Source organism: Arthrobacter sp. Y3221159 (genome assembly GCF_059089885.1).
Map to the genome: position 1 here is coordinate 251,702 of NZ_JBNHFC010000003.1, position 17,902 is coordinate 269,603.

The window sequence follows — 17,902 nt, forward strand, 5'->3', positions numbered from 1 at the left end:
AGGTACTGACCTCACGGTAAGCTGGCTCCATGGAAGCCACAACGCATCCGTCCCCGCTGCCCGGAAGCTTTGCCGACGGCGTGTTCCCGGCCGGGTGCCCCAGCCGGACGCTGCTGGACCATATCACCAGCAAATGGGGCGTTCTGATCCTGCTCTCGCTGTCCGAAGGAGAGCAGCGGTGGAGCGAATTACGACGGCGGGCCGAAGGCATCAGCGAAAAGATGCTGGCCCAGACGCTAAGGACCCTGGAGCGCGACGGCCTGGTCAGCAGGAACGCCCAGCCGGTCATTCCACCACGCGTCGACTACAGTCTCACCGAAAAGGGCTATGAGCTCAGCGGACTGCTGGTCCCGCTGGTTGCCTGGGCCTTCGACAACGCCGATGAGATCATCAACGGCGGGCGCGGAGCCGGAGCAGGGGCAGGTAAGTAGCCGCTTCAGCGAACGTGAGTACCTGTTACTGGTGTGACTGGTGTGAATAGCGCATAGCTTTGGCGTAAGGTGCCAGCCGGAATGGGAGGGCCGCCCTCTGCTGGGAGCGTTCCGGTTGACCTGCACCGCCAGTGAGCGGCCCGTGCCGCTTTCGAGGAGTTGGTAAGCATGGTCAAAGCCGAAGTCCGGGACCCCTGCAGCTTGGGCCGGCCCGTCAGCCTGGCCGGGGCAGCAAAGCACACCTGGACCCGGGTCCGGAGGTCCTTCGCTCCCCGTTCGCCCTTCAAGATCGGTGACCCCGTGGTGGGTGACGATCCCTTCAAGGGCCGGCACGAGGGGCTGGTGGTGTTCCTGCAGGGAACGAGTGCGGGCGTGGACACCGCGCAGGGCGTGTTCTTCTACGACCATCGGCAGCTCAAACGGCTGGACTAACCCCCAACAACAGGAGTTTTTGTCCAGGTATGGCGACTTCACAGCCGTTTATCCCGCCATATCTGGACAAAAACTTCGAGGGGGTGGCTACTTTGCGGACCAGCCGCCGTCAATGGTGTAACTGGCGCCGGTGACCATTCCCGCACGGGCCGATGCAAGCCAGGCCACCAGCGATGCCACCTCCTCCGGCTCCACCAGGCGCTTGATGGCGGACTCGGTAAGCATCACCTTGGCCAGGACTTCGGACTCGGGAATGCCGTGCACCGCGGCCTGGTCCGCCAGCTGCTTCTCCACCAGCGGAGTGCGGACATAGCCGGGGTTGATGCAGTTGGACGTCACGCCGTGCTCGCCGCCTTCCAGCGCGGTCACCTTGCTCAGCCCCTCCAGTCCATGCTTGGCGGACACGTAGGCGCTCTTGAAGGGCGAAGCCCGGAGGCCGTGCACGGAGGACACATTGATGATGCGGCCGAACCCGTTCGCGTACATGTGCGGCAGGGCGGCCCGGACCAGCAGGAACGGGGCTTCCAGCATCAGGGTGAGGATCCGCCGGAATTCTGCAGGATCGAACTCCTCGATGGGGCTGACGCGCTGGATCCCGGCGTTGTTCACCAGGATGTCGCAGTCCAGGCTCAGGGTGGCGAGCCGGTCCACGTCCAGCAGGTCCACAGCCCAGGAGGTGCCGCCCACCTCATCGGCGAGCGCGGCAGCGCCGGCGGAGTCGACGTCGGCCACCACCACCTTGGCGCCGTGGGCCGCGAGCTCCCGCACGCATGCTGCTCCGATTCCGCTGGCGCCGCCCGTGACCAGCGCCTTCCGGCCGTTCAAATCACCGCCGGACCCGGCTGCCTGGTTTGCGGGTCGTTGCTCTGCGCTCACTGTTTCTCCTTGGTGTCCACACTGACACGTGCTGCGGTCTCCAGTACTGACGGTTACCCTGAGTATTGCTGCACAAACATGTGGCTACAATGACCAAACCGGCACCCGCCATGTGCAGAATTGCAGATATGAACGCCAATCCGGATGACCTCCTGGTCCTGCTCGCAGTGTCCCGCTCGGCTAAATTTACGACGGCGGCCCAGGCTTTGGGGCTGAACCACACCACCGTCTCGCGCAGGATCGCTGCGCTGGAGAAGGCGCTGGGCGGCCGCGTCCTTGCCCGTGCGGCGGGCGGCTGGGAGCTGACCGAACTGGGCCAGCAGGCGGTGCATGTGGCCGAGCAGGTGGAGGCCGTCCTGGGCACGCTGGGACCGGCGGGCAAGGCACCCGACCCGATAACCGGCGTCGTGCGCATGACGGCGACGGACGGGTTCAGTGCCTACATTGCGGCTCCTGCGGTGGCCCGGCTCCGCCGTGACCACCCCGGGCTCAGCGTGGAGGTGGTGACCATGACCCGGCGGGCTCTGCAGCAGCGTTCGGGGCTGGACATCGAAGTGGTGGTGGGTGAGCCGCAGGTGCACCGCGCCGAAGCCGTGCGGCTGGGCGAATACATGCTGGGCATGTACGCCTCACGGGCCTACCTTGCAGATCATGGGACGCCCGGCAGCGTGGCAGAGCTCAACGAGCACCCGCTGGTGTATTTCGTGGACTCGATGCTGCAGGTGGACGACCTGGACGCGCCGCGCCGGCTGGTCCCCGCCATGCGGGACGGGCTGACGTCCACCAACGTCTTCGTCCATGTGGAGGCCACGCGGGCCGGCGCGGGCGTGGGGTTCCTGCCCTGTTTCATGGGCGACCTCCACGATGACCTGGTGAGGCTGCTGCCGGACGAAATCGCCGAGCTGCTCCCCTACTGGATGGTCCTGCGGCCGGACTCACTGCGCCGCCCCGCCGTCGCGGCCGTGGTGCAGGCGCTGCGGGACCAAATGGACGCCCACCGTGAGGCACTGCTGGGGCGCGGCTAGACTGCCGGCGGGGCCGTACCGGCCGGCGGGTCGTGGCGGACCGGGGCGCCGGCAGCGAAGGCCCGGACCTGGGCGTCGTCCCAGAGGTGCGCAGGGACGGCGCCGCCCAGCAGCCTGCGGGCAAGCTGTGGATCGTCCTCAAAGGGAACGTCGCTGCCCGCCATCACCATGTTCCCGTAGCGCCTGCCCTTCAGCATGGCGGGATCGGCGATGATGACGGTGTGCGCGAAGGCGGCCGCGATGGTGGCGGCGTCCTCGCGTGCGTTCCTGAGGTCCGGGCCGTCGCCCGAGTTCACCACATACAAACCGCCCGGGGCGAGGACCCGGCGGACGTGCTGGTTGAACTCGGCGGTGGTCAGCGGGCGCGGGGTCAGGGCGCCGGCAAAGACGTCCCGGATGATGAAGTCCCGGGTGTCCGGGGTCAGGGTCTCCGTCACCTGGCGGGCTTCCCCCACCCGCAGGCGCAGCAGCGGCGCCTTGGGAAGGTCGAACCAGCCGCGGACATATTCGGCCAGCTTCCCGTCGAGCTCCACCACCACCTGCCGCGCGTCGGGGTAGGCGGTGGCAAAGTAGCGGGCCAGCGAGCAAGCGCCGCCGCCTAAATGCAGCCCGCGCAGCCGGGAAGCGGTGCCGGCCGCGGCGGCGGATCCTGCGGAAGCAATGCCCGACGGCGGCCAGCGCGACTCGATCAGCGCCGCCATCCAGCGCATGTACTCGAAGTCGAGGAACAGCGGGTCGGCGAGGTCGATGTGCGAGCTCATGACGCCATTGATCTTCAGGAGCCAGCCGGTGGAGTTGTCCTGGTCCGCGATCAGCTCGCAGTCGCCGGTATCGATGTCGTAGACGCCCTCCACGGGGCCGCCGGGCTTTGTCCCCTTGGGCTGTTCGGCTGTGACCGCCGCGGTCCTGCCGCCCCGGCCCCCTGACTTTCCGCGTTTCGCCATTACCCGTGCCGCGCCTCAGTCATGCTTCAACCCTAAATGACCACCGGGGCCGCGCCGCACCGGAAGCGGGCGCAGCGCGGGCCCGGGGGAAAGCACCTAGATGGCCGAAGCGGCACCCTCGCCGTCCCGGATCCGGTTGACCACGGCGGTGGTGGAGCGTTCCGCCACGTAGTCCAGGATGGCCACCCGGCCTCCGTACTCCTCCACCGCAGGGGTCTCCGCCAGCATCTCCGGGGTGTAGTCACCGCCCTTGGCGTAGACCTCCGGGCGGAGTTGCCGGATGAGCGGCTCGGCGGTGGGCGTGTCGAAGACGGTCACGTAGTCCACGCAGCTGAGCGCAGCCACCACGGCGGCCCGGTCACCCACGGCGTTGATGGGCCGGCCCGCGCCCTTGAGCCGGCGGACGGAGGAGTCGCTGTTGAGGGCCACTACCAGGATGTCGCCCAGCTGCTTGGCCTGGTTGAGGTAGCGGGTGTGCCCGCTGTGCAGCACGTCGAAGCAGCCGTTGGTCAGCACGATCCGCTGGCCCTGGGCCCGGTGCACCCCGAGCTGCCGTTCCAGTTCGTCGGCGCCCAGTGCGGTGTCCGCGAAGGCTCGCAGGTAGCGGCTCAGCTGTTCCGTGCTGCAGACCGACGTGCCCGCCTGGTGCACCACCACATCGGCTGCGGACTGCGCCAGGTCCAGGCTTGCCGTCAGGGGCAGCCCGGCCGAGCGGCCCAGCGTGAGTGCCGCAACGAATGTGTCGCCGGCACCGGAGGCCTGCTTCTCGGCCGCCGGCCGCGCCCATGTGCGGTGCCGGACGCCGTCGGAGGTTAACAGCACCGTGCCGTCGCGGTCCAGGGTGACCACCACCGCCCGGGCGCCGGTGGCAGCGAGCAGCGCTTCCGCCTGCGCGCCCACGGCGTCCACGCGTTCCTGCCCGTCGGGCAGCCGCACGTCCAGGAGCCGCGCCGTTTCCTGCGCGTTCGGTGTGACCAGGTCCGGCCGCAGCGGGGCCCAGGGGCGGGGATCGTGCGAGTCGACCACCACCAGCGGCCGCCGCACCGTGCCCTCCCGGGCCCCCAGCGTCTCCACCAGTCCCGCCTGCACCGGCCCGGCAAGGACGCCGTTCCCGTAGTCGCAAACCAGGACGGCATCCTGGCGTTCGACGGCGGCGCGCACCGAGGCGGCCAGCGCGGCCAGGGCGTCGGCCGGCACAGTCCTGGCTGAGTCGTCCAGGCGCAGCATCACCTGCCCGCCGCTGCTGATCCTGGTCTTGGTGGTGGTCACCATGTCCGGATGGGTGTGCAGGTGCCGGACGTCGATGCCGGCCGCCACCAGCTGGTTGCGCAGGTCCACGCCGGCGTCGTCGGTGCCGATGATCCCGGCCACGGAAACCCGGGCACCCAGGGCGGCCAGGTTCATGGCGGTGTTGGCTGCGCCGCCGGGAACGGACTCCCGGATCTGGATGTCCACCACCGGGGCGGGCGCCTCGCGGCAAAGCCGCTCAATGGTGCCGCTCCACCAGCCGTCCAGCATGAGGTCGCCAACCACCAGGATGCGGGGTTCCTCCGCCGCCAGGCGCCCGGGCAGCCACTCGGACAGCGCCCGCTGGCTGGAGAGGTCCACGGCTTCTGGAGACGTGCTCATGGCTGGTCCTTTCCTGGGGTCCTAGCGGGCGGGGCAGCAATGTGCACCACCTTCACCTGGCTGAACTCGTCCAGCAGCTCCGGTCCGTAACCGAACCCGTGCCCGCTTTCGCCGCGTGGCTGTGCGGCACCACCCGGGGCGCCGCCGAACACCTTATTGACCTTGACGGTTCCCACCGGCAGGGCAGCCACCGCCTGCTGGATGTGCGCGATATTGCCGCTCAGGACTGTGGCGGCGAGGCCATACCTGCCGCTGCATGCCAGGCGCAGGCCGTCGTCGAACGTCTCCACCACCTGCACCGGGGCAACCGGGCCGAATGTCTCCTCTGTCATCACCTGCATTCCCTCTGTGCAGTCCAGCAGCACCGTGGCCGGGTAGAAGGACCCCGGCCCGTCCGGCAGGGTCCCGCCTTCAACTGCCCGGGCACCCTGTTCCAGGGCCTCGGCAACCTGGGCGTGGACCTCGTCGCGCATACGCAGGTCCACCAGCGGCGCCACGGTGCCGTTGCTGTTGCGCTGCGCGGCCTCTGCCTGCAGGGCGGCGCAAAACTCCTCCGCGATGGCCTTGTGGACGTAGATCCGTTCCACCGCTGTGCAGATCTGCCCGCTGTTGCTGAAGGCGCCGATGGCCGCCTGGCCGGCGGCCCAGGCGGGATCCACATCGCTGTCCACGAGCAGTGGATCGTTGCCGCCGTTCTCCCTAATCACGTGGGCGCCGGTCAGCGCCCCGGCCCGGGCGATCCGGGCGCCCGAGGCGCTGGAGCCCACGTGCGCCAGCACATCCACCTCTGCCTGCGACAACAGGGCGCCCACCTCCGCGCCGCCGTTGACCGTGAGGAACACCCCGGGCGGGAAGGCCGGCGCCAGGACCTCGCCGAGCGCCTCGCCCAGGCGCGGGCACCGCTCGCTGGGCTTGTGGATCACGGTGTTGCCGGTGACCAGGGCTGCGCCGATAAGGCCACAGGCCACCGCCACCGGATCATTCCAGGGCGTCAGCAGGACCGCCACGCCCCGTGGTTCAGCCACCGTGTAATCGGAGGCGAGCCGGTTTCCGCGGAGGCTGTGGCCACGGTGCACCGGGCCGAGTTCGGCGTACTGCTCCAGGGTGGAAACGCCTGCCGCGATCCCGGCGAGCGCTTCCTCCACCGGGCGGCCTGTTTCGCTGGCGTTGAGACCGGCCAGTTCCTGCGCTGCGGCGTCGAGCGCCCGGGCAGCGGCGCGCAGCGCCGCTCCCCGTTCTGCCGGTGCCGTGGCTGCCCATTCGCCGGTGGCGCTGCGTGCCACTTCCACGGCATGGTCCACTGCACCTGGTCCGGCTTCGGGCACCGTCCACAGGATGTCACCGGTGCGCGGATTCCGGATGGTGATGCCGGATCCGCTGGCGGTGTCCTGGCTGATGGTGGTTTCGGTGGCTGTTGTAGGCATGGGGTTCCTCCCGTCGGTTCATGCAGGGCCGGTCTGGGGGCTTAGGGCCAGGAGCCCTCCTCCTCGTGGCAGACCAGCATCTCGCGGACTTCGCAGCCCTTCGGCTGGGACAGCGCGAACAGGATGGCCTGGGCCACGTTCGCCGGATCGTTGAGCCGCGAATCGTCCTGCGGCTTGTACTGTTCGGTGCGGTCGTCGAAGAAGCGGGTCTTCATCCCGCCCGGGATCATGGTGGTGACGCCGATTTCCCCGCCGGTCTCCGCGGCGAGCGCGTGGCTGAAGCCCACCACGCCGAACTTGGAGGCGCAGTAGGCCGTTGCGTCAGCTACAGCGCGCTTGCCAAGCGTGGAGGCGACCGTGACCACCCGGCCATGGGTGGACTTGAGGTACGGCAGCGCGGCCCGGACCACGGACACGGTGCCCATCAGGTTCACCCCGATGACCTTTTCCCATTCCGTGGCTTCGACGTCGGCCAGCTTGCCGCAGCGGTCGATCCCGGCTGCAGTGACCACCGCGTCCAGCCCGCCCACCGTCTCGGCGGCTTCGCGCACCGCGGCCTCCACCGCCAGGCGGTCGGCGACGTCCACTTCGAAGGCCTTCACGCCGGAGACGTTGCTGATGTCGCGGTCCAGCACCACCGGGGTGCCACCCGCGTTGAGGACGGCCTCGACGACGGCGGCGCCCAGTCCGGAGGCCCCTCCGGTAACGAGGACGCGGCCGGGTGCATGCGATTCTGCGGTCATGGTGTTCCTTTCAATGGGAAATACGATGTCGTGCTGCGCTGCCAGGGCCGGTCAGCCCACCTTGGCGAGCGCGTTGGCGAGTCCCGTGGTTGAACGCGCCGGGTGGTAGGGAACCGTGAGGCAGCGGCCGCCCCAGCTTTCCACCAGGTCTGATTCCGGGAGCCGGGCGCCCTTGTAGTCGCCGCCCTTGACCCAGATGTCCGGGCGCAGCCGCTCCAGGGCGGCCTCCGGGGTGTCCTCGTCGAAGACCAGCACGGCGTCCACGCACTCCATGGCGAGCAGCAGCTCGGACCTGTCGTGCTGGCCGATGATGGGACGTTCCGGGCCCTTGAGCCGGCGTACCGAGTCATCCGAGTTCAGGCAGACGATAAGGCAGTCCCCCAGCTCGCGTGCCGCGGCGAGGGAACGGACGTGGCCTGCGTGCAGCAGGTCGAAGCAGCCGCCGGTGGCCACCACGGTCCCGCCGTTCTGCCGGACCGTCCTGGCCAGCAGCAGCGGTTCGGTGGGGCGGCGCTTCGCTTTGAGGGACCGTGCCGGCGGGTCCGACGCGGCCACGCCTGTTTCCTCCTCCGGCGCGGCAGGACCGGTGGCGCGGTCCGGAAGAGCCGCTACTCCTCCGGCAGCGAGGAAATCGGCAGCGTCGTGCACCGCCAGGCCGGCAGCCTCCTTCAGGGTCCTTCCGGCCAGCAGGTGCACGGCCAGGCCCGCTGCCAGCCGGTCCCCCGCCCCGCACGGATCACCCGCTTCCACCCGGGGAGCAGGCACGGGGAGCGGGTCCTGGCCATCGCGGCGCAGCAGGACGGCGCCCTGCTCGCCCCGGGTGACCAGCACCGCGTTGCTCTGCCAGTGGTGCAGCAGGATGCGGCCGGCCGTTGCGGCCTGGTCCCCGGACCCGTCCTCTTCACCGCCGGCTGCCGCATTGTCCTTGGCGGGCTGCGGGCCTTTGTGCGCCAGGGCCTGGGCGGCCCTGACCGCTTCGGACAGGTTGGGCGTGGCCACGGCCACACCGGGCACCGGGTCCGGACCGGAAGGATGGGGATCCCAGATGACGGGCACGTTCGGGGCCAGCCGGGTAAGGAGTTCGCGGAGCCGGGGATTGGCGGCCACTCCCCTCCCGTAGTCGGCGACGATGATCACGCCCGCCTGTTCAACGGCGCTGAGCATGGCGGGGTTGACGTCGGGTGCGGGGGTCTTTTCGCACCCCTGGTCGAAGCGCACCAGGGGGTGCGAGCCTGCCCGCACCCGGGTTTTCACCGGCGAGGGGTAGCCGCTCGGGCCCGCCACGAGCCGCACTCCGGCGAGGTGCTCCTTCAGCTGCCGCCCGGCGTCGTCGTCGCCAAGGACCGTCACCAGGGTGACGGGCCAGCCGTCCTCGGCCAGCATCCGGGCCACCAGCCCGGCACCCCCGGCACGACGGCGGATGCCCGAGACATCCACCACGGGAACCGGTGCGTCGGGGCTGAGGCGGGTCGCCTCACCTGAGAGGTCAACGTCCAGCATGACGTCCCCCACCACCACGATCCTCATGGCCGGCCACCTCCCACCGTGGGACTGCGGCGGGCCACCTCGAGGTCGAAGGCCCGGCACACGGCGTGCAGCGCGATCAGGTGCCCTTCCTGCGCATTGGCGTTGAGGGCGTCGATCATCACGGCCTCGTCGCAGGCGTCGGCCAGCGGGTTGGGTCCTGTTCCGGTCAGCGCCCAGGTGGTCACGTTGAGCCGTGCTGCCGCCTCCGCGGCGCGCAGCAGGTTGGGGCTCTTGCCGCTGGTGGACAGCAGCATCAGCACATCGCCGGAACGGGCATGCGCCCGGACCTGGCGGGCGAACACCTCGTCATAGCCGTAGTCGTTGGCGATGGCCGTGACCGCGGAGGATTCAGCGTGCAGGGAGATGGCGGAGAACGGGACGCGTTCGCCGTCGAACCTGCCCACCAGTTCGGCGGTGAGGTGCTGCGCCTCGGCGGCGGACCCGCCGTTGCCGGCTGCGAGTAACCGCTGGCCGCGCAGCAGCCGCTGGGCGAGCTCCACTCCCCAGGCGGCGAGCCTGCCGGACTGGCTGCGGAGCGAATCGAGCGCCGGAACCACGTTGTCCAGGTGGCTGCGGACGGCGTCGGCACTGTCCGGGTCGACAAAGGCCGCTCCCGGCAGCACTGCGGGCAGCGCCGGCGCGGTGGCCAGCGCTGTCAGGTCGGCTTCCCTCAGGGACCATTCAGCAGTCACAGCGCTGCTCCTTCCATGGGTATGGCGCCGGCCGGGGTCTCCGCCACGGCGAGCTGGTAGGCCTTCTCCGTTTCGGCGGCCACCCGTTCCCACGAGTACCTGGTGCGGGCACGCACCTGGCCGGCGTTGCCGAGTTCGGTGCGCAGGTCCGGGTTTCCGAGCAGCAGCGCGAGCGCTGAGGCGATTGCTTCCGGGTCCCGTGCGGGCACGTGCAGGCCGGTGGCGTGGTCCACCACGGTGTCCCGCAGGCCGCCTACGGCAGCCGCCACCACCGGAACGCCGCAGGCCATCGCCTCCAACGGGACGATGCCGAACGGCTCGTACCAGGGCGCGCATACCACGGCATCAGCGCTGCGGAAGATCCCGGGCATTTCGGCGCGGGTCACCTGCCCCTGCAGCGACACCTGGTCCTCGACGCCCAGTTCGGCAGCCAGGGCCAGCAGCCGGCGCACCTCCGGGTCCGCGTGCAGCACCCCGGAGTCGCCGCCGCCGCCCACAATGAGGAGCTCGACGTCGTCGAATCCCGCGGCGCGCAGGTGCGGCAGGGCGCGGATCACCAGGTCGACACCCTTGCGCGGCACCAGCCGCCCCACCGAGAGGATCCGGTAGCGGCGCTTCCGGGCGGCCGCGGGTCCCTCAGCGGAGAAGAAGCCCAGGTCCACGCCGCAGGGGGCGATGGAGATCTTGCCCGTGGTGATACCCATGGCCTTGAGCTCGAAGACCTCGTCGGAGCAGGTGGCAATGATCCGGTCCGCAGAGCGCCCCACCCCGGGCTCGAGCCAGCGGCGTTCGGCGGGGCTGGTGTCCTCTGCGCCCTGGTGCCGGCGTTTCACCGTGCCGAGGGCGTGGAAGGTCTGGATCACCGGGACGCGGTATCCGGCGTCGGGCCGGCGCGCAGCGTCAAGCGCGGCGAGGCCCGACATCCAGAAGTGCCCGTGCACCACGTCCGGCGGCCGCTGGCCCCAGTCCCGGGCCACCCCGTCAGCGAGCTCCCCCATATAGGGCAGCAGCTCATCCTTGGGAACGTGCCGGGCGGGTCCGGCATCGACATGGACAACCTCAAGCCGGCGCCCCACCCGGACCCTGGCGGGAAGCTCCGTTGCATCCCTGCGGGTATAGACGGTGACGTGGTGGCCCCGCTCGGCGAGCGCCTCGGACAGCGCGGCAACGTGGACGTTCTGTCCGCCCGCGTCCACTCCGCCCAGGGCTGCCAGCGGACTGGCGTGCTCAGAAATCATGGCGATTTTCATGGGGTCTTCCTCTCTAGCGCCGGGACAAGGATCCGCTCGTCCGGGTGCTCATTGACGGAGTGCCGGGGCTGGCTCCGCAGGTCCGCCAGCAGTTCATCCCAGCGGTCCTGGAACGTGCCCAGGTTGTAGCGTTCCAGTGCCGCCTCACGGGCGGCTGTGCCCCGCCGTCGGGCTTCATCCGGGTTGGCGACCAGCCGCTGCGCACAGCGGAGCAGCTCGTCAATGTCGGCGGACACGGCGCCGGCTTCCGGCGGCACCGCCCGCGGCGCTTCGGTGGTGGCCAGGGCCACCACCGGCATCCCCAGGTGCATGGCTTCCAGGAGGGACAGGCCCAGCGACGTCCAGCGCATGGGGTGCACGTAGACGCGGCACCGGGCCAGTTCCCGGTGCAGTTCCTGCGTCTTCAGGTCGCCGCGGGCCGTCAGCTTGGAGGCGTCTATCCCGGTGGCGGCAGCGAGCCCGTCCGTCTTCATGCCGAACACCTGGAGGGGTGCCACCGAGGCAAAGGCCGGCAGCAAATCCGTCCCGGTCACCCGGCCGCGCCGCACCGGCTCGTTGACCACCACCCCCAGCTCGGCCAGCTCCCCGGTGTAAAGGTGTCCGGGATCCGGGATTCCGTGCTCAATGACGGTGACGGGGGCGGAGCCGTTGTCCCAGGCCAGCCTGTTGAAATGGGTCACGTGGACCACCGGGATACTGTCCTGGTCAGCGAGCGGATGGCAGGTATTCGGGAAGTTGCCCTTGGGGGTGTTGTGCTCCACGTACACCGCCGGCAGGTCGCGGCCCGGGGTCCGCCCCAGCAACCGGGCCACTTCCGCGATTTCTTCGGGGCGTTGAAGCACCACGGCGTCAACGGCGCCGGCGTCGAGCGTTGCCAGGTCCACCTCGCGCACTGAAGGCGGCCAGTCCCTGCCGGCACGGCCAAGTCCCCAGGCACCACCTTCCGGCAGGACAGGAAGCAGGTACTCATGACGTCCGCGGACAAACGCGTCCGTCCAGGAACCGTGGACATGCCAGAGCAGGATTTTCATCTGTTACGGGCCTTTCTACGGGTGCTGACATGGGTGCTGAAGGAGCTAACTCCGCCGATCAGCCGTTCGACGGCAGCAACCACCTCCTCGGGTGAGACGGAGTCGAGGCAGGGATGGCCCGGGACCGGGCAGACGCGGGCGCGGGTCATCCGGCAGGCGGCGTTTTGGTCACCCAGGAGTTCCAGCGGCACCCCGTATGGCGCCCAACGGATGGCGGGAACCACGGGCGAAAACAGGCACGCCACCGGAGTGCCCACTGCCGCTGCGAGGTGGGCGGGGCCCGTGTTCCCCGTGACGACCGCGTCGGCCCCCGCCATGACCCCCGCCAGGGTGGAAAGGTCGGTACGGCCGCCGAGGTCCAGCGCCGAGGGACCGGCCACCGTGGCGGTCAGGGAGGTCTCGTTGGGACCACCCGTGACCACCACACGGTGACCCGCGCCTTGCAGGAGTTCGACGGCCGCTGCGTGGTGCAGCGGCGGCCACGCCCTGGCCGGTACGGCAGCCCCTGGATGGACCACCACGTAAGGTTCGGTTCCCACCAGGTCCCGAACATCGGGGATGGACGCCAAGCGGAGCTTGCCGTCGTCACCGGCCGGCAGCCGGAACCCGGCCGCCTCCGCGATCCCCAGCGCCCGCTCGGCCTCAGGCTGGTCCTCCGGGAAATCCTCCCCGGGTTTGAGCCGGACATCCAGCAGCGAACCGGCGTAGTCAGTGGACGCCCCGGTGATCCGCTCCACGCCGGCCAGCCTCAGCAGCAGGGCCAGCGGCAGCGGGGACTGGTGGAAGGAAGTGAGGATGACCGCTTCGGTGATCCTTGAATTGCGGACGAAATCGATGAGCCGGTCCGCGTGGGGACCGGTCATCTTTGGCGCGGGGTTCATGATCCACGGGCTGTCCCAGCTGTAGACCTCCGCGGCGCCGGGCAGCAGCGCGGCGGCGGCCTCCCCCTGCCGGCCGCACAGCATCACAACGTGGTTGGCGCCGCTGCCGTCAGGAATCCGGCCGTGGGCCACCGCCCGGACCGCAGGCCCGGCCAGGAGGACATCACCCATGCTGTCCAGGCGTGCCACCAGCACGCGGCCCATCAAGGCGCCGCCTGCAGCAGGCCGACGGCGCCCGCCAAGTCAGGGGCGACCAGCCGCGCCGCTGCCACCTCCTCAGCCCGGGTCACCGGGGTGGGAACCAGCACGCCTGTTGCTCCAGCGGCCTCCGCGGCACGCACATCGGCCCCGATGTCGCCAATGAGTGCTGCCTCGGATTCGGCGATGCCCAGCTTCCGGCAGGCGCTGTGGATCATCCCGGGCTGCGGCTTCCGGCAGGTGCAGCCGTCCTGCTCCGAGTGCGGGCACACTTCCCACACGTCGAAGGGCCCCAGCAGTTCTTCCACCCTGGCATTCACGCCCGCCACATCAGCTTCGGTGATCAGGCCCCGCGCGATGCCGGACTGGTTGCTGATGACACCGGTGGCGATACCCTCGGCCCGGAGGCTGTCCAGCACGGTTTTGGCGCCCGGCATCGGCCGGACCAGTGCTGGGTCCCCGTTGTAGGGCACATCGACCACAAGGGTTCCGTCCCGGTCGAACAGGACAGCGCGGAACTTGGACGTTTCGGAGCTTCCCATATCCAACCTGTTCCCTCCTCCTACTGCTCCTAAACAGGGACGCGGGCTTTTCTCGGCTTTCGGACCGGAAAGATCCGAGCCGCTGAACAGGCAAGATAGGAAATTCTGGGGTTACTACTGCTCCTTCCGCACTGCCGCGGAGATGGTTTCCGTGGCGGGCGTACTGGCTTTCAGGGACTAAACGGGCCTTGCCTTGGCACTCATCCGGTGGGCGTTGGCCGCCAGGCCGGAACCCCTGCCGCTGCGGACGCTGCGCAATGATCCTGCGCCGCCGCCTGCCCGGCCTGTCGCGGCGCTTCCGCTGGCTGTGCGGGTACCGCCGTCCTGGGCAGTGCCGCCGGGAAGGGAGCTGTTTTCAAGCCGTCGCTGGAGTTCCACCAGGACGCGGGCCAGCCGCCGCGAAACCTGCATTTGGGACATGCCGAGCCGTTTCCCCAACTGCACCTGGGTCTCCTCGCAGAAATAGCGGCGGTATAAAAGCTCCCGGTCCGCGGCGTCCAGGTCCTGCATCGCTTCACGCAGGCAGGCCAGGTCCTCCAGCCGCTCCAGTGGTGTTTCCGGGCAGGCCAGCACGTCTCCGATGGGCGGCGCGTCCGAGTTGGGGTTGACGGCGTCGAGGGAATCCGGGTGCATGCTGCTGGATGCCGAGATGGCTTCCTGGACTTCCGCCGGATCCGTCCCCAGCTCTCCGGCCAGTTCCTCCACGCTGGGGTTCCTTCCCAGTGCCTGAGTCAGTTCCGGCTCGGCGCGGAACAGCCTGGTCCGGAGGTCCTGGATGTGCCGTGGTGGGCGGACAACCCAGGTGCGGTCCCGCAGGTACCTCTTCAGCTCACCGGTAATGGTAGGGGCGGCGTAGGCGGGGAAACTTTCACCCTTGGACTGGTCAAAACCGCGGGCCGCCTTGACCAGGCCGAGGTAGGCCACTTGGTTCAGGTCGGCCCGTTCGCGCCCGCGTGCCTCGAACCGGCCGGCAAGGGCTTCCGCGAGGTCCAGGTAGCTGAGGACCAGGTCGTTTTCAAACGTTTCCCGGAGGCGTCCGGAGGCGGCGGTTGAGGGGTTTCGATGCGGGAGTTCTGGTTGTTCCCGGTGGACTGGCGTATCATCCACGGCAAGCGCGGCGAAGTATTCGGGCATTGTCGTTGGTTCCCTCAGTCTGGTTCCGAAAGCCTGCGGCAAGACTTAGAAGTAGGAAATCATAAGGTTGCTTATAAAACAATCCTTCCCGCTATAGGCTCAACACATAAGCGGAATCAGCACACCCCCGCCGAGGAGCCTTTTTCATGCGCATCGCCATCACCGGAGCCAGTGGAAACGCAGGGACAGCACTGCTGCGGAATTTGCAGGGCCAGCTGTCAAAAAACCCGGGAAGCCTGGAGGTGGTTGGAATGAGCAGGCGGCTCCCGGACACCACCCGGGAGCCGTATTCGGGTGTTTCGTGGCACGCTTTGGATGTCGGCCTGGAGCAGGACAAGCCACTGCTGGAGGCAGCGCTGCGCGGGGTGGACGCCGTGGTCCACCTGGCATGGCAAATCCAACCCAACCGGGACCTTGAGCAGCTCTACCGCACCAATGTCACAGGCACCAGGAACGTTTTGGCGGCGGCCAAGGCAGCAGGCGTCAAACAGGTTGTCTGCGCATCCTCCGTCGGCGCCTACAGCAAAGCACCCAAGGACAGGCGCACGGATGAATCATGGCCGGCGGAGGGCATGCCGGGCTCGCATTACAGCCGGCACAAAGCCGAACAGGAGAAACTGCTGGATGACTTCGCCGCGGCCGAGCCGGGCATCTCCGTGGCGAGGCTCCGGCCGGGCCTGATCTTCCAGCGGGACGCGGGCAGCGAAGTCGGCAGGTATTTCCTGGGTCCCGTATACCCACGGCTCCTGCCGGCCCGGCCCCGGGTTCCGCTGCTGCCTGCACCTGACAACCTCATCTTCCAGGCGGTCCACGCGGACGATGTGGCGGAGGCATACTGGCGGGTCATCGACCAGCGGGCCAGCGGGGCATTCAACATCGCCGCCGAACCCGTCCTCACACCCCAGGAACTGGGGCGCATCGTTGGTGCGCGCAGGATCCTTCCGATCCCCATGGGACTGCTCCACAAGATGGTGGGCCTGGCCTGGTGGCTGCGGCTCGTGCCCACCGATTCAGGCTGGGTGGACATGGCAGCCGGGGCACCGGTCATGGACACCAGCCGGGCACGCCGCATCCTGGGATGGGAAGCGCGAACTTCATCGGTCGACGCCGTCAAGGAAGTCCTGGAGGGCATGGGAAAGGGGAAGGGACTAACCCCTTCCCCCGTCCTCAAACCGCGCAAACCCTGATCCGGGTTGCCTCCCGGGGGCCTCCCAACGGGAGCCGTCGCCAGGCTAGATACCGGTCCGCGGGTTGTCGCCGTCCCGGCGCGCTGCTTCCTCGCGGGCAGCGTCCGTCCGGTCGCGGTCCGCATGCGTACCCTCTTTCCGCTCAGAACGTGCGTCGCCTTGGGAACCCATCCCCCGCGCGGCAGCATCCCGCCCGACGTCGGGGTCCACTTCATCCGCTTTGCGGGTATGGTCCGCCACATCGGCGCGAAGTGACTGGGCTTCCCGGGCCGTCGCATCGGCCTCCTGCTTCAGCCGTGCGGCATTCACCTGCGCCTGCTCCGCATCAGCACGGGCACGCGCTGCCTTTGCCTCGCGTTCCCGGGCATCAAGTTCCATATTCTGTGCCTCATGGCGGATTTCGGCCGCTTTTTCCCGGTGGGCTTCATCGCGTTTTTGCTGCATCGCCTTCCGGCGCCGTCCGGTTGCCAGCAGCAACACAATCAGGACCAGCACAACAATGGCCACTACCACCCAAACCCATGGAGCTGTTTCCAAACTACCCACCACTTTCCACTTCGATGTCCGGGCAGGCCTGCGCCATTCCGGCTGACGTTTCCTGGAACCGTTATAACTCGTTTAGCAAGGGTACTTACCTTTTATTAGTAATCATGCTTATTATTTTACGGCCAGTATTGCTGGTTCTTGATCAACAACCGGCCTTCTTGGAAAGAGAGAGCGAAGATGACAGAGAACCAATGGCCCGAGGATCCCGCCTACACGGCTCCCCCGGCCTCAACGGGAGTACCGGGCGAGCGGACTGCCGCCACCTTTCCAGCCGCCGCCACTCCGTCGGCCGGGGCACCACAGACCGGTGACACGTCAAGCGCGTCCCGCAAGGACGCAGCAAAGGAAGAAGCAGCGGACGTAGCCCGCACGGCAAAGGATTCCGCCCAGGGCGTGGCCCAGACGGCCAAGAGTGAGGCTGCCAATGTGGCTGCCGAAGCGAAGAACAGCGCGCAGGACCTGCTGCACCAGGCCAAGACAGGCCTGAGCAGCCAGGCCGGCACGCAGCAGCAGAAGGCGGCCGAGGGGATCCGCACCATCTCCGGCCAGTTGCAGAGCATGGCTGACGCCCCGGACCAGCAGGGCGTGGCCAGCGACCTTATCCGGCAGGCCGCTGAGCGCACCTCCTCCATGGCCACCTGGCTTGAGAACAAGGAACCTGGGGACCTTCTGACCGAAGTCCAGCGCTTTGCCCGGAACCGCCCCGGAACCTTCCTGCTGCTGGCAGCCGGTGCCGGCGTCCTGGCCGGCCGCCTCACCCGTGGCCTGACCGCAGGCGCCCCGGAAGCCTCGTCGACAACACGCCCCAGCGCCGGCCTTTCCGGGCAGTACTCCGGCACCCAGTACGGTGACCAGTACAGCGAGTCGTACGCCCCTGCGGGCGGCACCGTCCCGCCCCCTCCGGTCCAGCTCCCCGGCCCCGCCACCACCACGGCAGGGTACGACGGCGGCGCTCCCGGCAGCGGTTATGCCGAACCCGTGCGTCCTGCCAGCGCCCTGGACAGCCCGCAGCTGGTGGAAGAACCATGGTCGGGCAATCGGGTTGCCGACGATCCCCTCCGCGACCGCGACCTGGCGGACGATCCCATGGCTGGGGACCCGCTCACCCGGGACCGCAGGGCGGATGGCCAGACTGGCGGGTTGTGATGAGTAGTCAGATTCCTGAGCCGGCGCCGAGTGAGGCGCATCAAAAGGCCGATAACGCCTCCCTTGGCGAGCTCCTTGGCGATGTGACCCGGGACCTGTCCACCCTGATGCGCCAGGAAGTGGAGTTGGCCAAGGCCGAAGCCAAGCAGTCAGCCACCAGGGCAGGAAAGGGCGGCGGGATGCTCGCCGGCGCCGGCGTGGCCGGACACTTCGTCCTTCTCTTCCTGTCCCTGGCCCTGATGTTCGCCCTCGGCGCCCTGATGC

19 protein-coding genes are annotated in these 17,902 nt (G+C 68.9%); 6 read left to right on the forward strand and 13 right to left on the reverse strand.

All coding sequences use genetic code 11. The annotated features are described in order from the left end of the window. The first annotated feature begins 29 nt into the window (after positions 1-29). Complete coding sequence (locus AC5RT3_RS05335; protein WP_494123664.1) at positions 30-431, forward strand: winged helix-turn-helix transcriptional regulator; 402 nt, start codon at positions 30-32, stop codon at positions 429-431. Positions 432-599: 168 nt separating this feature from the next. Further along, positions 600-863 carry a hypothetical protein gene (locus AC5RT3_RS05340; RefSeq protein ID WP_494123665.1) on the forward strand — a complete coding sequence of 88 codons (264 nt, stop codon included), beginning with the start codon at positions 600-602 and terminating at the stop codon, positions 861-863. 87 nt (positions 864-950) lie between these two features. Here the strand turns inward: AC5RT3_RS05340 and AC5RT3_RS05345 are convergent, their stop codons facing one another. Next, positions 951-1,739, reverse strand: a complete 789-nt coding sequence (locus AC5RT3_RS05345; protein ID WP_494052182.1) for a 3-hydroxybutyrate dehydrogenase — start codon at positions 1,737-1,739, stop codon at positions 951-953. 128 nt (positions 1,740-1,867) lie between these two features. Between AC5RT3_RS05345 and AC5RT3_RS05350 the strand changes: the two genes are divergently transcribed. After that, positions 1,868-2,764, forward strand: a complete 897-nt coding sequence (locus tag AC5RT3_RS05350; RefSeq protein ID WP_494052183.1) for a LysR family transcriptional regulator — start codon at positions 1,868-1,870, stop codon at positions 2,762-2,764. Here AC5RT3_RS05350 and AC5RT3_RS05355 read toward each other — a convergent pair. The 11 genes from AC5RT3_RS05355 to AC5RT3_RS05405 all read right to left on the reverse strand — a co-directional run bounded on the left by AC5RT3_RS05355 (position 2,761) and on the right by AC5RT3_RS05405 (position 14,759). Continuing rightward, positions 2,761-3,708, reverse strand: a complete 948-nt coding sequence (locus AC5RT3_RS05355; protein WP_494052184.1) for a spermidine synthase — start codon at positions 3,706-3,708, stop codon at positions 2,761-2,763. The genes AC5RT3_RS05350 and AC5RT3_RS05355 overlap by 4 nt on opposite strands. 96 nt (positions 3,709-3,804) lie before the next feature. After that, positions 3,805-5,337 carry a D-glycero-beta-D-manno-heptose 1-phosphate adenylyltransferase gene (gene rfaE2, locus AC5RT3_RS05360; protein WP_494123666.1) on the reverse strand — a complete coding sequence of 511 codons (1,533 nt, stop codon included), beginning with the start codon at positions 5,335-5,337 and terminating at the stop codon, positions 3,805-3,807. Then, the gene (locus AC5RT3_RS05365) at positions 5,334-6,761 is read right to left on the reverse strand and encodes an aldehyde dehydrogenase family protein (RefSeq protein WP_494123667.1); all 1,428 of its coding nucleotides are present in this window, start codon (positions 6,759-6,761) and stop codon (positions 5,334-5,336) included. The genes rfaE2 and AC5RT3_RS05365 overlap by 4 nt, the downstream gene beginning before the upstream one ends. Before the next feature lie 41 nt (positions 6,762-6,802). Next, positions 6,803-7,504 (reverse strand): SDR family oxidoreductase, encoded by a 702-nt coding sequence (locus AC5RT3_RS05370; RefSeq protein WP_494052187.1) that lies wholly within the window; start codon positions 7,502-7,504, stop codon positions 6,803-6,805. Between the two features lie 51 nt (positions 7,505-7,555). Then, positions 7,556-9,031 carry a PfkB family carbohydrate kinase gene (locus tag AC5RT3_RS05375; protein ID WP_494123668.1) on the reverse strand — a complete coding sequence of 492 codons (1,476 nt, stop codon included), beginning with the start codon at positions 9,029-9,031 and terminating at the stop codon, positions 7,556-7,558. Then, the gene (locus tag AC5RT3_RS05380) at positions 9,028-9,723 is read right to left on the reverse strand and encodes a D-sedoheptulose-7-phosphate isomerase (protein WP_494010954.1); all 696 of its coding nucleotides are present in this window, start codon (positions 9,721-9,723) and stop codon (positions 9,028-9,030) included. The genes AC5RT3_RS05375 and AC5RT3_RS05380 overlap by 4 nt, the downstream gene beginning before the upstream one ends. After that, positions 9,720-10,973, reverse strand: a complete 1,254-nt coding sequence (locus tag AC5RT3_RS05385) for a glycosyltransferase (protein ID WP_494052189.1) — start codon at positions 10,971-10,973, stop codon at positions 9,720-9,722. Before AC5RT3_RS05385 ends, AC5RT3_RS05380 begins: the two co-directional genes overlap by 4 nt. Beyond that, entirely contained in the window at positions 10,970-12,004 is a 1,035-nt protein-coding gene (locus AC5RT3_RS05390) for a glycosyltransferase (RefSeq protein WP_494052190.1), read from the reverse strand. The genes AC5RT3_RS05385 and AC5RT3_RS05390 overlap by 4 nt, the downstream gene beginning before the upstream one ends. Further along, positions 12,001-13,089 carry a glycosyltransferase family 9 protein gene (locus AC5RT3_RS05395; RefSeq protein ID WP_494052191.1) on the reverse strand — a complete coding sequence of 363 codons (1,089 nt, stop codon included), beginning with the start codon at positions 13,087-13,089 and terminating at the stop codon, positions 12,001-12,003. Before AC5RT3_RS05395 ends, AC5RT3_RS05390 begins: the two co-directional genes overlap by 4 nt. Further along, a complete protein-coding gene (locus tag AC5RT3_RS05400; protein ID WP_494123669.1) occupies positions 13,089-13,625 on the reverse strand; it encodes a D-glycero-alpha-D-manno-heptose-1,7-bisphosphate 7-phosphatase in 537 nt (178 codons plus the stop codon). Before AC5RT3_RS05400 ends, AC5RT3_RS05395 begins: the two co-directional genes overlap by 1 nt. Positions 13,626-13,802: 177 nt before the next feature. After that, positions 13,803-14,759: a sigma-70 family RNA polymerase sigma factor gene (locus tag AC5RT3_RS05405; RefSeq protein WP_494123670.1), complete on the reverse strand. Its 957-nt coding sequence runs from the start codon at positions 14,757-14,759 to the stop codon at positions 13,803-13,805. Between the two features lie 146 nt (positions 14,760-14,905). On the opposite strand from AC5RT3_RS05405, the gene AC5RT3_RS05410 reads away from it, so the two are divergent. Further along, positions 14,906-15,946, forward strand: a complete 1,041-nt coding sequence (locus AC5RT3_RS05410; RefSeq protein WP_494123671.1) for an NAD-dependent epimerase/dehydratase family protein — start codon at positions 14,906-14,908, stop codon at positions 15,944-15,946. Between the two features lie 45 nt (positions 15,947-15,991). Here the strand turns inward: AC5RT3_RS05410 and AC5RT3_RS05415 are convergent, their stop codons facing one another. Continuing rightward, positions 15,992-16,483 (reverse strand): hypothetical protein, encoded by a 492-nt coding sequence (locus AC5RT3_RS05415; protein WP_494052195.1) that lies wholly within the window; start codon positions 16,481-16,483, stop codon positions 15,992-15,994. A gap of 186 nt (positions 16,484-16,669) precedes the next feature. Here AC5RT3_RS05415 and AC5RT3_RS05420 point away from each other — a divergent pair, with 186 nt between their 5' ends. Continuing rightward, positions 16,670-17,638, forward strand: coding sequence for a hypothetical protein (locus AC5RT3_RS05420; protein ID WP_494123672.1), 969 nt, complete (start codon positions 16,670-16,672; stop codon positions 17,636-17,638). Next, positions 17,638-17,902: phage holin family protein (locus tag AC5RT3_RS05425; protein WP_494123673.1), on the forward strand; the 265-nt coding region annotated here is incomplete at its 3' end. The genes AC5RT3_RS05420 and AC5RT3_RS05425, both read left to right, overlap by 1 nt.